The 13,148-nt window shown below is 67.2% G+C and carries 14 protein-coding genes; 4 read left to right on the forward strand and 10 right to left on the reverse strand.

Annotated features, from left to right (window positions below):
* Window positions 1-142 precede the first annotated feature (142 nt).
* From ODR01_RS14645 to ODR01_RS14660, 4 genes are all read right to left on the reverse strand, one after another.
* Window positions 143-709 carry a DUF3035 domain-containing protein gene (locus ODR01_RS14645; protein ID WP_316978420.1) on the reverse strand — a complete coding sequence of 189 codons (567 nt, stop codon included), beginning with the start codon at window positions 707-709 and terminating at the stop codon, window positions 143-145.
* Window positions 706-1,221: a signal peptidase II gene (lspA, locus tag ODR01_RS14650; protein ID WP_316978421.1), complete on the reverse strand. Its 516-nt coding sequence runs from the start codon at window positions 1,219-1,221 to the stop codon at window positions 706-708. The genes ODR01_RS14645 and lspA overlap by 4 nt, the downstream gene beginning before the upstream one ends.
* A gap of 28 nt (window positions 1,222-1,249) precedes the next feature.
* Complete coding sequence (ileS, locus tag ODR01_RS14655) at window positions 1,250-4,069, reverse strand: isoleucine--tRNA ligase (RefSeq protein ID WP_316978422.1); 2,820 nt, start codon at window positions 4,067-4,069, stop codon at window positions 1,250-1,252.
* A gap of 62 nt (window positions 4,070-4,131) precedes the next feature.
* Window positions 4,132-5,073: a bifunctional riboflavin kinase/FAD synthetase gene (locus ODR01_RS14660; protein ID WP_316978423.1), complete on the reverse strand. Its 942-nt coding sequence runs from the start codon at window positions 5,071-5,073 to the stop codon at window positions 4,132-4,134.
* 105 nt (window positions 5,074-5,178) lie between these two features.
* On the opposite strand from ODR01_RS14660, the gene ODR01_RS14665 reads away from it, so the two are divergent.
* Entirely contained in the window at window positions 5,179-6,228 is a 1,050-nt protein-coding gene (locus ODR01_RS14665; protein WP_316978424.1) for a M23 family metallopeptidase, read from the forward strand.
* A gap of 8 nt (window positions 6,229-6,236) precedes the next feature.
* Here ODR01_RS14665 and ODR01_RS14670 read toward each other — a convergent pair whose 3' ends face one another.
* Complete coding sequence (locus ODR01_RS14670; protein ID WP_316978425.1) at window positions 6,237-6,638, reverse strand: hypothetical protein; 402 nt, start codon at window positions 6,636-6,638, stop codon at window positions 6,237-6,239.
* A 348-nt stretch (window positions 6,639-6,986) separates the two neighbouring features.
* On the opposite strand from ODR01_RS14670, the gene ODR01_RS14675 reads away from it, so the two are divergent.
* Window positions 6,987-7,349 carry a TraR/DksA family transcriptional regulator gene (locus ODR01_RS14675; protein ID WP_316978426.1) on the forward strand — a complete coding sequence of 121 codons (363 nt, stop codon included), beginning with the start codon at window positions 6,987-6,989 and terminating at the stop codon, window positions 7,347-7,349.
* 24 nt (window positions 7,350-7,373) lie between these two features.
* On the opposite strand, the gene ODR01_RS14680 is transcribed toward ODR01_RS14675, so the two are convergent.
* Together ODR01_RS14680 and ODR01_RS14685 are read right to left on the reverse strand one after the other, a co-directional pair.
* The gene (locus tag ODR01_RS14680) at window positions 7,374-8,612 is read right to left on the reverse strand and encodes a YeeE/YedE family protein (RefSeq protein WP_316978427.1); all 1,239 of its coding nucleotides are present in this window, start codon (window positions 8,610-8,612) and stop codon (window positions 7,374-7,376) included.
* Window positions 8,613-8,727: 115 nt separating this feature from the next.
* Window positions 8,728-9,648 (reverse strand): sulfurtransferase, encoded by a 921-nt coding sequence (locus ODR01_RS14685; protein ID WP_316978428.1) that lies wholly within the window; start codon window positions 9,646-9,648, stop codon window positions 8,728-8,730.
* A gap of 266 nt (window positions 9,649-9,914) precedes the next feature.
* Between ODR01_RS14685 and ODR01_RS14690 the strand changes: the two genes are divergently transcribed.
* Entirely contained in the window at window positions 9,915-10,196 is a 282-nt protein-coding gene (locus ODR01_RS14690) for a hypothetical protein (RefSeq protein ID WP_316978429.1), read from the forward strand.
* Window positions 10,197-10,345: 149 nt separating this feature from the next.
* Complete coding sequence (locus ODR01_RS14695) at window positions 10,346-11,056, forward strand: DUF6969 family protein (RefSeq protein ID WP_316978430.1); 711 nt, start codon at window positions 10,346-10,348, stop codon at window positions 11,054-11,056.
* A 7-nt stretch (window positions 11,057-11,063) separates the two neighbouring features.
* Here ODR01_RS14695 and ODR01_RS14700 read toward each other — a convergent pair whose 3' ends face one another.
* The 3 genes from ODR01_RS14700 to cydB are packed head-to-tail and all read right to left on the reverse strand — an operon-like array spanning window position 11,064 to window position 13,147.
* Window positions 11,064-11,876, reverse strand: a complete 813-nt coding sequence (locus tag ODR01_RS14700) for a thermonuclease family protein (RefSeq protein WP_316978431.1) — start codon at window positions 11,874-11,876, stop codon at window positions 11,064-11,066.
* Between the two features lie 7 nt (window positions 11,877-11,883).
* Window positions 11,884-11,988 (reverse strand): cytochrome bd-I oxidase subunit CydX, encoded by a 105-nt coding sequence (cydX, locus tag ODR01_RS14705; RefSeq protein ID WP_316978432.1) that lies wholly within the window; start codon window positions 11,986-11,988, stop codon window positions 11,884-11,886.
* A 13-nt stretch (window positions 11,989-12,001) separates the two neighbouring features.
* Window positions 12,002-13,147, reverse strand: coding sequence for a cytochrome d ubiquinol oxidase subunit II (gene cydB / locus ODR01_RS14710; protein ID WP_316978433.1), 1,146 nt, complete (start codon window positions 13,145-13,147; stop codon window positions 12,002-12,004).
* Window position 13,148 lies beyond the last annotated feature (1 nt).

Below are 13,148 nucleotides of genomic sequence, written 5' to 3' on the forward strand. Positions count from 1 at the left end.
CGACGGCAAGCGCCCGGCCATCCTTCCTGCCTTCGCCGAAGCGAAGCCGCTTCGGCTTCGCGCAGGCAGGCGACACGGCCTCCTTATCCCGACCCGCGCCGCTTGAGCGGCGCGGGTCGAAAGATGGGCCGTGGCCGTCGCCTCAGAAAATACCTTCGAGAAGGCTGCGCTTCTTGCGGGAAATAATCGGCACGTCGCCCTTGTTGAGAGGCTGGCCCAGGGCCTTGGCCTCCTGGATGCGCTTGGTTTCCTTGCCGGGATCGACCGCCTCCCCGTAAGGCTCGGGGTCGCGCCAGAAGATCAGCTTATCGGTAAACGTGCGGCTCTCGGCGGCCAGCACCGAGGTCTCGCGGTCGACCTCGACGCGAATGTTGGGATCGGCTTCGTTGGCCCGAAGGTCGCGCAGCAAGGCCATCACGGCGACCTCGTCGGGTCCGACCCGCGAAACCGGCTGCCTGGGCGCCGCCCGGGTACCGGTCAACGCGCTCTGCGCCTCGTCGCGCGGCATCACCAGATTCGGGCGGTCGCTGCCCGGTTCGGGGGGCCTGAGGCCATAATTGGGCGGCAGGCTCAGCGGCGCGCGCGAATAGACGGCAAACTCGTCGGGCGACCTCTTGTTGAGGCCGAGCATGCCCCGCGTCTGCTCGCAGCCCCCCAACCCAATGGCCGCACAAACGGCAACAATTGTCCACAGTGTTCGGCTCATCATGGTTCGCTCGCTTGGTTCGTCGCCTTATTTTTAGGCTTTTCCGGCCGGCTAAACAAGGCATCCGCCAGCAATAGAACGGCGCCGATGGTAATGCCCGAGTCGGCGACGTTGAAGGCCGGCCAATGGTAACCGGCGACGTGGAAATCCAGAAAGTCGGCAACCGCGCCGAAACGCACGCGATCGACCGCATTGCCGAGCGCGCCGCCGACGATGAGGCCGATGGCGATGCCGACGAGCCGGCTCTCGGCCCGCCACATCCAGACCACCAGCACGGCGGCGATCACCAGCGCCAAGCCCGTGAAGATCCAGGCATTGTAGGCACTGTCCTGATTGAACATGCCGAAGCTGACACCGCGATTCCACCCCATCACCAGGTTGAAGAAGGGGGTCACCGGCAGAACGCGGGGCGGCCGCATGACGGATTCGAGAATCCACCACTTGGTCGCCTGATCGAGCCCAAAGACCAGAAGCACCATGCCAATCCCCAGCCGGACTACGCTCTTGGATCGCATGGCGTCCTCCCGTTTCCGCTTTCGCCGGTCAGGTCAGCGGCTCCGGATGCTTGTGCACGGCGTCGGCACAGCGGCCGCAGACGTCAGGGTAGGTGGAATCGGCACCCACGTCGTCCAGGACCTTCCAGCAGCGCGCGCATTTCTTGCCATCGGCCGGGCCCGGGACCACACCGACGCCGGCGACGTCGCTCAACCGGAAGGCTTCCGCCGGCGCCTCGCCTTCACGCAATGCGGCGCTCGACGTGATGGCGATCTCGGCGAGATCGACGCCGGCCATGGCCTGAACGTGCGCCGCCGTCGCGAAGACATCGACGTGGGCTTCGAGGCTGGAGCCGATGCGCTTGGCGGCGCGTTCCAGTTCCAGCGCGCCGGTCACCACGCGCCTCAAGTCGCGCACCGTCGTCCACTTGGCGGCCAGCGCATCGTCGCGCCACACCGCTGGGATGGTGGGGAACTGGCGCAGATGGACGCTCTCGTCCGTGCCGGGATGGCGCATCAGCCAGGCTTCTTCTGCGGTGAAGCAGATGAAGGGGGCCAGCCACGCGGTCAGGCAGTTGAACAGTTCGTCCAGCACGGTGCGCGCCGCCCGCCGGGTCACCGAATCGGCGGCGTCGCAATAAAGCGAGTCCTTGCGGACGTCGAAATAGAAGGCCGACAGGTCTACGGCGCAGAAGTTGTGCAATTCGCCGAAGAACGGATGGTACTGGAAGTCGGCGCACGCTTGGCGCAGTTGACCGTCCATTTCCCACAGGCGGTGCAGGATCCAGCGCTCCAGCTCGGGCATCTGATCGACCGGCAGGCGCTCGGCCTCGGTAAAGCCGTTCAGGTTGCCCAAGAGATAGCGCAGCGTATTGCGCAGCCGCCGGTAGATGTCGGCATTGCGTTTCAGGATCTCGGGGCCGATGCGCAGGTCTTCGGAATAGTCCGACCCCACCACCCACAGGCGCAGGATGTCGGCACCGTGTTCCTTCATCACGTCCTGCGGCAGAATGGTGTTGCCGAGCGATTTCGACATCTTCTGGCCGTCCTCGGCCATGACGAAGCCGTGGGTCAACACCGCCTCGTAGGGCGCCTGGCCGGTGGTGCCGCAGGATTCCAAAAGCGAGGAATGGAACCAGCCGCGATGCTGGTCGGAACCTTCCAGATAGAGGGACGCCGGCCATTTGAGGTCGGGCCGCGCCTTCAGCACGAAGGCGTGGGTACAGCCGGAATCGAACCACACGTCCAGGATGTCGGTCACCTGCTCGTAGTCCCTGGCGTCGTACTCGGGAGCCAGGAAACGGGCCGGGTCGGCCGTGAACCAGGCGTCCACGCCCTCCTTCTCGACGGCGGCGACGATACGGTCCAGGACCTTCTGGTCGCGCAGCGGCTCGCCGGTGATGCGATTGACGAATACCGTCAACGGCACGCCCCAGGCGCGCTGGCGCGACACGCACCAGTCGGGCCGCGAATCGATCATGCCGTAAAGCCGCGTCTTGCCGGCCGCCGGCACGAAACGGGTCGTCTCGATGGCCTTGAGCGCGGTATCCCGAAGCCCGGTGTTCTCCATGCTGATGAACCACTGGGCGGTGTTGCGGAAGATCAGCGGCGCCTTGGAACGCCAGGAATGCGGATAGCTGTGCACCAGCGTGCCCGAGGCCAGCAGCGCGCCCATCCCTTTCAGCACCTCGACGACCTCGGCATTCACGTCGAACACATGCTTGCCGGCGAACATCGGCACGTGGGCGAAGAAGCGGCCGTCGCCGTCCACCGTCTCGGGCACCGGCACGCCGTTCTTCATGCCCAGTTCCCAGTCGTCGGCGCCATGGCCGGGCGCGATATGCACGAAGCCGGTGCCGGTGTCGATCTCGACGAAATGGGCGGGCAGCGCCGGCACCTCGAACTCGTAGCCGTGACCATGCAATGGGTGATGGCAGACGGTGCCGGCCAGCTCGCCCCCCTTGAGCCTACGCACGATGGCATGCTCGGCGATGCCGGCCGCCTTGGCGATCTCGGGCACCAGCGCCTCGGCGAAGATCATGCGCTCGCCGACCTTGGCCAAGCTCTTTTCCGTCACCGCCTTGACCTCGACCACCACGTAGTCGATGCCTTCCCCATAGGCGACCGCGCGGTTGCCGGGGATGGTCCACGGCGTGGTGGTCCAGATCACGATGGCGGCGCCGTCCAGTCCCTGGGCGGCGGTTTTCGCGATGGGGAAGCGCACATAGATGGTGGTCGACGTGTGGTCGTAGTACTCGACCTCGGCCTCGGCCAGCGCGGTCTTCTCCTCGACCGACCACAACACCGGCTTGGCACCTTTGTAAAGCGCCCCGCTCATCAGGAACTTGCCGAACTCGCGCACGATGGTGGCCTCGGCGTCGAAGGCCATGGTGGTGTAGGGATGATCCCAGTCGCCGACCCCGCCCAGGCGCTTGAACTCCTCCTTCTGGACCTCGATCCAGCGGGCGGCGAATTCGCGGCATTCCTGGCGGAACTTGACCACCGGCACCTGGTCCTTGTCCTGGCCGGCCGCCCGGTACTTCTCCTCGATCTTCCATTCGATGGGCAGGCCATGGCAGTCCCAGCCGGGGACGTAATTGGCGTCGTAGCCCAGCATCTGGCGCGAGCGCACAATCACGTCCTTGAGGATCTTGTTGAGCGCCGTTCCCATGTGGATGTTGCCGTTGGCGTAGGGCGGGCCGTCGTGCAGCACAAACTTTTCGCGGTCCTTGCCCTGCTCGCGATGGCGGCCGTAAATGTCCATCTTCTCCCAGCGGGCCAGAAACTCGGGCTCGTGCTCGGGCAGCCCCGCTTTCATCGGGAAGTCGGTCTTCGGCAGAAAGATGGTCGGCTTGTAATTCACGCTCATGGGATGGCTCGCTGATTGCCGCGCCCCGACGGGGGCCGCGTTACGTGGCGTTATAAAGCATTTTACGGCCGCGCCAAGATCCTGCGGGCCCGTTCGCTGTCCTCGGCGATCTGCTTCTTCAGTTGCTCAAGGCCGTCGAACTTCTGTTCCGGCCGCAAAAAGTCGACGAGGGCGACCCGCACACGCCGCCCGTAAAGATCGCCGGAAAAATCGAAGATATGCGCCTCAAGGCCGATGTCGGCGCCGGCGAAAGTCGGCCGGTAGCCGAGGTTGGCGACGCCGTCGTGCCAGACCGTCCTGCCGTTGTCCTCGATACCGATGCGGGTCGCATAGACGCCGGTGGCCGGGCGCAGGAATTCGCCGAGCCTGATGTTGATCGTGGGGTAGCCCAGCGTGCGCCCCCGGCGGTCGCCGACCACCACCCGCCCCTCGATCTCGAACGGCCGCCCCAGCACATGGGTGGCACCGCTGGGATCGCCGTTAATCAGGCATTCGCGGGCCCGGGTCGAGGAAAAGCCCTCGCCCTCGCCGTCCTTCAACTGCGGCACGCAGGTGAAGCCGAACCCTTCGCTCTTGCCCATGTGGAGCAGGAACTCGGGCGTCCCGGTGCGGCCATGCCCGAAAGCGAAATCGTAACCGCACACCACATGATGGGCCGCCAATCCATCGACGATCACGTCATGGACGAACGCCTCGGCCGGCATCTGCGAAAAGGCGCGGTTGAAGCGCAGCACGACCAGATGATCGACACCCAGGGCCGCGATCTCGCGCGCCTTGGCGCGCAGGGGCGTCAGGCGGAAGGGCGGTGTGTCCGGCTTGAACACGGTGCGCGGGTGCGGCTCGAAGGTCATGACCGCCCACGGCCGGCCCGCCGTGTGGGCGATGCGGCCGGCCTCGCCGATCACCGCCTGATGGCCGCGGTGCACGCCGTCGAAGTTGCCGACGGCGATGACGGCGCCCCGGGCCTGCTCGGGCAAGCGGTCGAAATGGCGAAAGATGCGCATGGCCGCTGAAAGTGTCAGCGCCCCCCGCCCGGGTCAAGGGGGAAGCACCGGGAAGGCAGCTTCATCCCATTTCCAGGGGCGACCGATCCGGGCTAGTCTCCGGCGATGCGCGACCGCACACCCCCTTTCCGGCGCCAAGTCCTCGGCGGGTTGATCCTGCTGGCGACGGCCTTCGGCGCCGGACCGTCGGCGGCGGCAGACCCGGCGCTGGCGCTTGCCCTGCCGATCGATTGCGTTCCCGGCGAAACCTGCTGGATCGTCAACTACGTCGATCACGACCCCGGCCCCGGGGTTCGCGACTACGCCTGCGGCCAGGCCACTTATAATGGCGCCGGGGGCAACGCCCACAACGGCACCGATTTCGCCATCCGAGACGGCCGGGCGATGCGCGAAGGCGTCGCCGTGCTGGCGGCGGCCGACGGCGTCGTCACTGCGGCGCGCGACGGCGAGGCCGATGCCGACCTCAAGGCCTCCGCGCCGCCCGTTTCGGGCGGCAAGGAATGCGGCAACGGCGTCGTCCTCGACCACGGCAACGGCTGGGAAACCCAATACTGCCACCTGCGCCGGGGAAGCGTGGCGGTGGCGCCGCGCCGAAAGGTGCGGGCCGGCGAGCGGCTGGGCCTGGTCGGCCTTTCCGGCTTCACCCAGTTCCCCCACCTGCACATGACGGTCCGGCACGCCGGCAAGACCATCGATCCCTTCGTCGGGACCATCCGTTCATCAGGGTGCGGCCTGGGCGAGGCCCCGCTGTGGAGGCCGCCGACACTGGCCGCGCTGCCTTACACCCTCAACGTCGTCTACCACGCCGGATTCGCAGATGAAAAACCGGCGGCTGCTAAGGCCCGCGACGGCGGCTATGCGGACTCCGCGTTGGCCCGCAGCATTCCCGCCCTCGTGTTGTGGGCCGATCTGTTCAACGTACGGACCGGCCATCGCATCGTGCTGAGCATCCGCGGGCCGGACGGGCAGACGGTCAGCGAATCCACATACCCCGTGGAGAAGGACCAGGCCCGCCTGTTCATCTTCGCCGGCAAGCCTTTGAAAGGCAGCCAATGGCCGGCCGGCGACTATGAAGGGGTAATTCGTTTGGAGGGGGGCGACGGCGCTCCCGCCGCCCGACCCTCCGAGATGACGGTGCGCGCGACCTTGCGCTGAGGGCATTGTCACGCCCGCGGCGGGCGGCGCGACGTCAGTTTCGGGCGGCTCGGCATGACCAGGCGGCCGCGCCGCGGCGCTTCGGCGACGGCGGACCGTCGTTTCGGGGGCGGGGTGTCGGAGGGGATGAAGTCCTCGGCGCGGAACAGCGCCGCGCCGGCCTGGCGGGCTTCGATGGCGCGCAGCGTGCGGCGCACCGTCGGGTGGCGGTCGGGTACCGGGTGGCCGGCCAGCAGGTGGACGCGCGCGATAGCCTTGAGGTTGCGCGCGATCTGGACGGCCGGCAGGCGCGGCTCGCACCAGCGGGCGAACACCGCGACCGTCCACGGATGGGCCGGCAGGGCCTTCAGGCCCCGGCCGCGGCACCATTCCGCGAAGTCCGTCCAGGCACGTTCGGCACGCCGAAACATGCCGCTCCTCCTCTCCGCTCGCCCACCGCTACCGCCCCCGGGCGGTTGCTATTCGCGCACGAACAGTTCAGACTAAAGCCTGCGTGCCTTTGGATGCACCTGAAATGGTCATGGCACACCCGGTATCGCCGAAGCCGGGTGGAAAATGTGTGGTTCGGGGAATGGTACGGGTGGTCCCGAAAATGGCCGCCTCCACAGCCGGAACAAGGGTGGCTGCACGCGATTGATCGCATGGCCTCCTGACATTCCCCTCGTCCGACCCTCTTTGATGCGAGTGACCGATGGTCCCGTCGGGGAGATGGTGCGGCGAGTTGGCCGACAAACAGCGAGGATAATACTGGGAAGACCATGAGCGACAGAACCGACATCGACATCAAGAAGCTGAAGGCCTGGATGCAGGCGCGCCGGCGCGAGTTGGTCAAGCGAAGCGCCGCCGACCAGGATTCCCTGAAACCGGTCGAGGTCGATCAGACCACCACCGGCCGGCTGTCGCGCATGGACGCCCTCCAATCCCAGGCCATGGACATCGAGATCGAGCGGCGCCGCCAACGGGAGCTCCAGCGCATCGACGCGGCGCTGCAGCGGATCAATGAGGGAACGTACGGCGACTGCGTCGCCTGCGGGGAAGAGATCGCCGCCAAGCGCCTGGAAAACGACCCGACGACGCCGGTTTGCATCAATTGCGCCCAGGATCTCCCCGCCAACGGCTGACCCGCCGGCGGGGATGGGCGAGGATCAGCAGCCGGTCAGGCGGGCCCGTTCGACGGCAAGCCCGAATAGGGGCCGAAGCCGGGTGCCCAGCACCGATCCCGCCATCGCCGCCACGAACCACACCCAGCCGTGCAGGCTGGCCGAGGCGATGCCGCTGAAATAGGCGCCGATGTTGCACCCGAAGGCGAGCCTCGCCCCATAGCCCATCAGCAGGCCGCCGATGATGGCGGCCAATACCGAGCGTACGGGCAGCCGCCACGGGGCCGAGGGCGCGAAGCGTCCGGCCAGGCCGGCCGCCAGCAGGGCGCCGGCGACGATCCCGAAGTTCATCACCGAAGTGGTGTTGGCAAATACGCTGCCGGCCAGGGCGTTCTTGTGGAACGGCCAGGTCCAGAATTCCCATGCGGCGACGTCGACACCCAGCCCCGAGGCAATCTTGGCGCCCCACAGGGTCAGCCCGTAGGTGATGCCCCACGGATGGCCGGCCACACCCAGGGTCAGGAAATTGAGCCCGGCCAGGGCAAGCGCCCCCCACACCAGGGGCCACGGCCCAGCGATCAGGCGTGCCAGGCCGCGGCGATCCGTCTGCCCCTCGGGGAGAAGCCGCCCGTGACGGCGGCGCTCCAATACCACGGTCAGCCCGGCGATGGCGGCGAAGGCCGCCAGCTGCAGGGCGATGGCACCTTCGAGCCCAAAGGTGTCCAGCAGCGAGATCGTCGGCAGCGCCGGCTGTTCGAACCACCACGGCACGTGCGCGGTGGCGATCACCGAGCCGGCGATGAAGGCGGCGAGCGTGATCCACATGCGGGTGTTGCCGCCGCCGGCCGTGAAGAGCGTGCCCGAAGCGCAGCCGCCACCCAGTTGCATGCCGGCGCCGAACATAAAGGCGCCGACCAGCAGCGACACCCCGACCGGGGCCACGGCGCCGGCCACCGGCTGGCCGAACAGGCTGCCGGTCGCCAGGACCGGCAGGAACAATAGGGTGGCCACCGCCAGCATCAGCATCTGGGCCCTGAGGCCGGCGCCCTGGCGGTCGGCGATGAAGACGCGCCACGCCGAAGTGAAGCCGAAGGCGGCATGATAGAGAACGAGGCCGAGCGCGCCGCCGATCAGAAGGAGGGCGGCCATTTGCCCGGAAACGCCCCGCAGTAAGAGAAGAGCCCCCACCAGCAGGCCGCCGGCGGCGACCGCCACCGTCCGCGCGTCGGCGCCGACGCCGATCGCCGACGGGCGCAACCTCAAGGCCTGAACAAGCGTGTTCATGAACGTAACTCCTGGAATATCAACCTGTCAGATGGTCCGGGGCGACGGGGAAAAACAGGGACGCACGCCATTGTGATGAAGGCGGGCGTCCCCGTCGGGTGAACGGGCGTCGGGGTCACGAGCCCGACCCCTTCTCGACCGGCAGGTCGGCCTGTCCGGCCCACTCGCTCATCGAACCGTCGTAAAGGCGCGTCTTGGTGTTGCCCAGCAGCTCGTGCGAGGCGAACCAGCCGAGTGACGCCCAATGGCCGGTATTGCAGAAGGTGATCTGCTCGGTCTCGCCGCTGACCTTCTTGGTCTTCCACAGCTCGGCCAAGCGGCCGAGCCCGGCAAAGCGGCCGCTGGGCGAGTCGAAGAACTCGTCCTGCGGAATGCTGACGGCGCCGGGGATGGTGCCGGCCCGCGCCACGACGTCGGTCTTGGCCTGGCCCGCGAACTGCTCGGCCGGGCGGTTGTCGACCAGGGCAGCCGAGCCATCGAGGGCCTTCTTGACGTCGTCCTTGCTGGCCAGCAGCTCGGGCCTGAAATCGGCTTTGAATGCCACCGCCCGGGGCGAGGCGGCACCCTTTTCCACGGGACGCGCCGGATCGGCGGTCCAGCCCTTGTACCCGCCGTCGAGAATGGAGACGGCGTCGTGACCCAGCACCTTGAAGGTCCAGTAGACCCGGGTGGCGCTGCCGTAATCGAGCGCGCTGACCCCGCCCGGCACGATGACGACGTGCGAGCCGTTGCCGATGCCCAGCCCGCCGATCAGCTTTTCCAGATCGGGCAGAGGTGGCAGCATGCCGGGCACGCCGTTTTGCGCGGTGCGCCAGCCGCCCGTGCCGTAATCGCTGTAGACGGCGCCGGGGATGTGGCCGGCCTCGAAAACCTCGCGCGAGCCGCCGTCGATCTTGTTGCGGATGTCGAGGACCACCAGGTTGGGGGTCTTGAGGCTGGCCTGCAGCCACGCCGCATCGACCAGCGGCGCGGCCGACGCCGCCGACACTCCAAGAACCACCCACGCCAAAAACGCACCGATCAATCGCCTGTCCATGTCCACACCTTATTTACATTATAATCATGTTGTTTAATTATTTTATACATGTTGATAATGGATATCAATATAAAAATACGCGCTCAGATGCTCCGTGGGGCTTGCCTTATGGCAGCATCACACCAGCTACCCAGCAGACCGGCCGCCATCACGCCGTTTTGAAGGGGCGTGATTGGCCGGTCCTCCGGAAATCTGCGACTGTCATTCATTCGCAATGAACCGAACGATCCCCGAAACAACCGATCCACCCACAGGAGAGACTCATCATGTTCAGGAAATCCGTTGCCGCCCTTGGTGTCGCCGCCCTGACCGGAGCCGGAACCCTCGTCGCCCTGCCGCAGGCACAGGCGAAAGTTTTGCCGCAGGCGCAGGCGAAGTCGTCGACCCCGGTGGCCGGCGTTCAGCTGGCCGCCTGCGGCCCGGCCAATCCCTGCGCGGCCAAGGCCAACCCGTGCGCGGCCAAGGCCGGCACCAACCCCTGCGCCGCCAAGAACGCCGCCAATCCCTGTGCGGCCAAGCCGGCCAACCCGTGCGCCGCCAAGAAATAGGGAGAGTCCGGCCCCCGACTCGACCTGCTTGAAGCACGGAGACCGCGGGCGGCAGCGTCGCCCGCGGTTTCCGCTGGCAAAGGGTGGCACGGCGCCGTGCCACCCCCGACATAAGGACAAGGAACAGGCGCCGCGAAAGGACAGCGACGATGCGCGATGTGACCGACCATCCCCGCGACCGGCTTGAACGGATGGCCGAAGCCGGCCTTGATATCCTCGAATGCTATCGGGTGCTGGGCAAGTCCGACGCCAACGTGGTGGGCGAGATCCTGCGCGGCCAGGACACCTTCTACGAATGGGACCACTACCCGAAGGGCGACGTCTACGACTGGGAAACCCACGCCCAGTACTACTATCACGCCCACCCTGTCGAAGAGCGGGAGGGCGAGCACGGCCATTTTCACTGCTTCCTGCGCCCCAAGGGCATGCCGGCGGGGATGAAGCCGGCCGCCGGCGCCGCGCCGTCCGGCGACCCCGACGACTCGCCTTGCCATCTGGTGGCGATTTCCATGGACCGGGCCGGCTATCCCGTCCGGCTGTTCACAACCAACCGCTGGGTCACCGGCGAAACCTGGTACGCCGCCCCCGACGTCGCCCGCCTGCTCGACCGCTTCCGCATGGACCTCGCCTATCCGTCGTGGCCGGTCAACATCTGGATCACCGCCATGGTGCAACTGTTCCTGCCGCAGATCGAGACGCTGCTCGTCCAGCGCGACGCCGCCATCGCCGACTGGCAGGACCGCCACCCCGGCACCGACGTCTTCGAGCACCGGGCACTGGAAGTCACCTCGATGATCGATATCTCGGTCGAGGACCAGATCGCGGCGGTGAACGCCGCCCTCAAGGCCGCCGCCGCCTGATTTCCCGTCACCGCCCCGACAGCACCTCGATCTGCTCGGGGTGGGTCGCCTCGATCAGCGGGCCGTTCCAGGTCTTGATCCAGCCGCGCACGCGGATTTGCGTCCCCTCCAGCGCCAGCGGATCGAGCCCGGCGGCGACGAAGGACGCCAGGATGTCGGCATCGATCGTCACCGTGAAATCGTCGCGCCAGTCCTGGGCGAAGTTGAGGAACACGCGGTCGCGCACGCGCGCCGCCCGCAGCACGCCGGCCTCGACGATCTGAAAGGTTCCCTCGTCGCGCTTGACCGTTTCGGCGGTACGCAGCCGATAGAAAGGATGGCCCCAGATTCCCCGCCCTTGGCGGCGCGCCACCTCTTCGCGGGCGTACATCTCGGCGGCCAGCGCCCGGTTGTCGGGGAAGGTGTAGACCCGGGCCAAGCCACGGCTCAGCATCTCGCCCTGCACCCAGGTGTCGGCGCCGACGAACAGATGGGCCAGTGCGCGGCGGTAGCGGTCCATGCGGGCGCCGCCATAGGCGAGGCGCACGGTACGCCCCCGGGTCAGTTCGGCAAGTGCCTGGCGGGCGGTTTCGGCCAGCGGCCATTCGACGAAGCCGGGGCGGCCCAAGGGTAATTTTGGCGCCTGGAGGCCGACCAGACGGACCTGGCGGCCGTCACCCAGCCGCAGCGTGTCGCCGTCGATCACCTCGATGACGGCGGCCGAACCTCCCGCTTCCAGCCGCCCCTCGATGTCGGCGGCGCCAGTCCCGCCGGCCACCATCGTCCATCCCGGCGCGACGGCCAGGAACAGGACCAGGCGCAGCCGGGGCAGGCACGGCATCGGCCGGTTATTTGCCGCCGGTGTCGTCGGCGTCGAGTTCCATCCACATGGCGTTGAGGATGGCCAGCACGACGATGAACCCCAGTCCCAGAACCCACGCGAAATACCACATAGCCTTGGCCTCCTCAGTAGGTTCCGCTCGGGTTGCCTTCGACGTATTCGGCCGTCACCTTGCCCCGCAACACCCGGAATACCCACGACGTGTAGGCAAGGATGATCGGCATGAAAACGAGCGTCGCGACCAGCATGATAAATAGGGTGAGGTGACTGGAAGACGAGTCCCACACCGTCAGGCTGCTGCCCGGGTCGGTACTGGACGGAAGCAGGAACGGGAACATGCTGACGCCCACCGTGCCGACGACGCCGGCAACGCCGGCAGCACTGGCCACGAACGCCGCCCCCGGGCGGCGCATTTTCAGCAGCAGCACGGCGCCGACGGCGCCAACGATGCCGAGGCCCGGCACCACCATCGTCAACGGCCACGCGGCGTAGTTGGCGAGCCAGCCGCCGGTCCTGACCACCACCTCCTTGCCCAGGGGGTTGGAGGGCCCGTCGTTGATCGAGGCCGCCGCGAAGGCGTAGCCGTCGATGCCATAGGCGATCCACGCCCCGGCGGCGACGAAGAGGGCCACCATGAGCGGTGCCGCCAGCATCGCCGCAAACGCCCCGCGCGCCGCGATGACCCCTTCGGTCTTGAGCGCGATGAAAATGCCGCCGTGCATGACGAGCATGGCGACGCTGATCACCCCGCAAAGCAGGGCGAACGGGTTGAGCAAGTCGAAGAAGCCGCCGGTGTAGGTGACCCTGAGCGTCTCGTCGAAGGCGAACGGCACCCCCTGCAGTACGTTGCCCACCGCCACCCCGAAGATGAGAGATGGCACGAAGCCCCCGACGGTGAGCGCGCCGTCCCAGGCGTTGCGCCAGCGGGGCGACGGCAGCTTGCCCCGGAATTTGAAGCCGACGGGGCGCAGGATGAGGGCCACCAGCACCAGGAACATGGCAATGTAGAAGCCCGAAAAGCTGACCGCGTAGAGCGGCGGCCAGGCGGCGAAGATGGCGCCGCCACCCAGGATGAACCACACCTGGTTTCCCTCCCACACCGGGCCCAGGCAGTTGATGAGCACGCGCCGTTCGGTGTCGGTGCGCCCGACCACCGGCAGCAGCGCCGCCACGCCGAGGTCGAAGCCGTCCATGATGGCAAAGCCGATCAAGAGCACGCCCAGCAGCACCCACCAGATGACGCGCAGCGTTTCGTAATCGAGGAACGTCATA

The sequence above is a fragment of the Shumkonia mesophila genome, assembly GCF_026163695.1.
GTDB lineage: Bacteria > Pseudomonadota > Alphaproteobacteria > Rhodospirillales > Shumkoniaceae > Shumkonia > Shumkonia mesophila.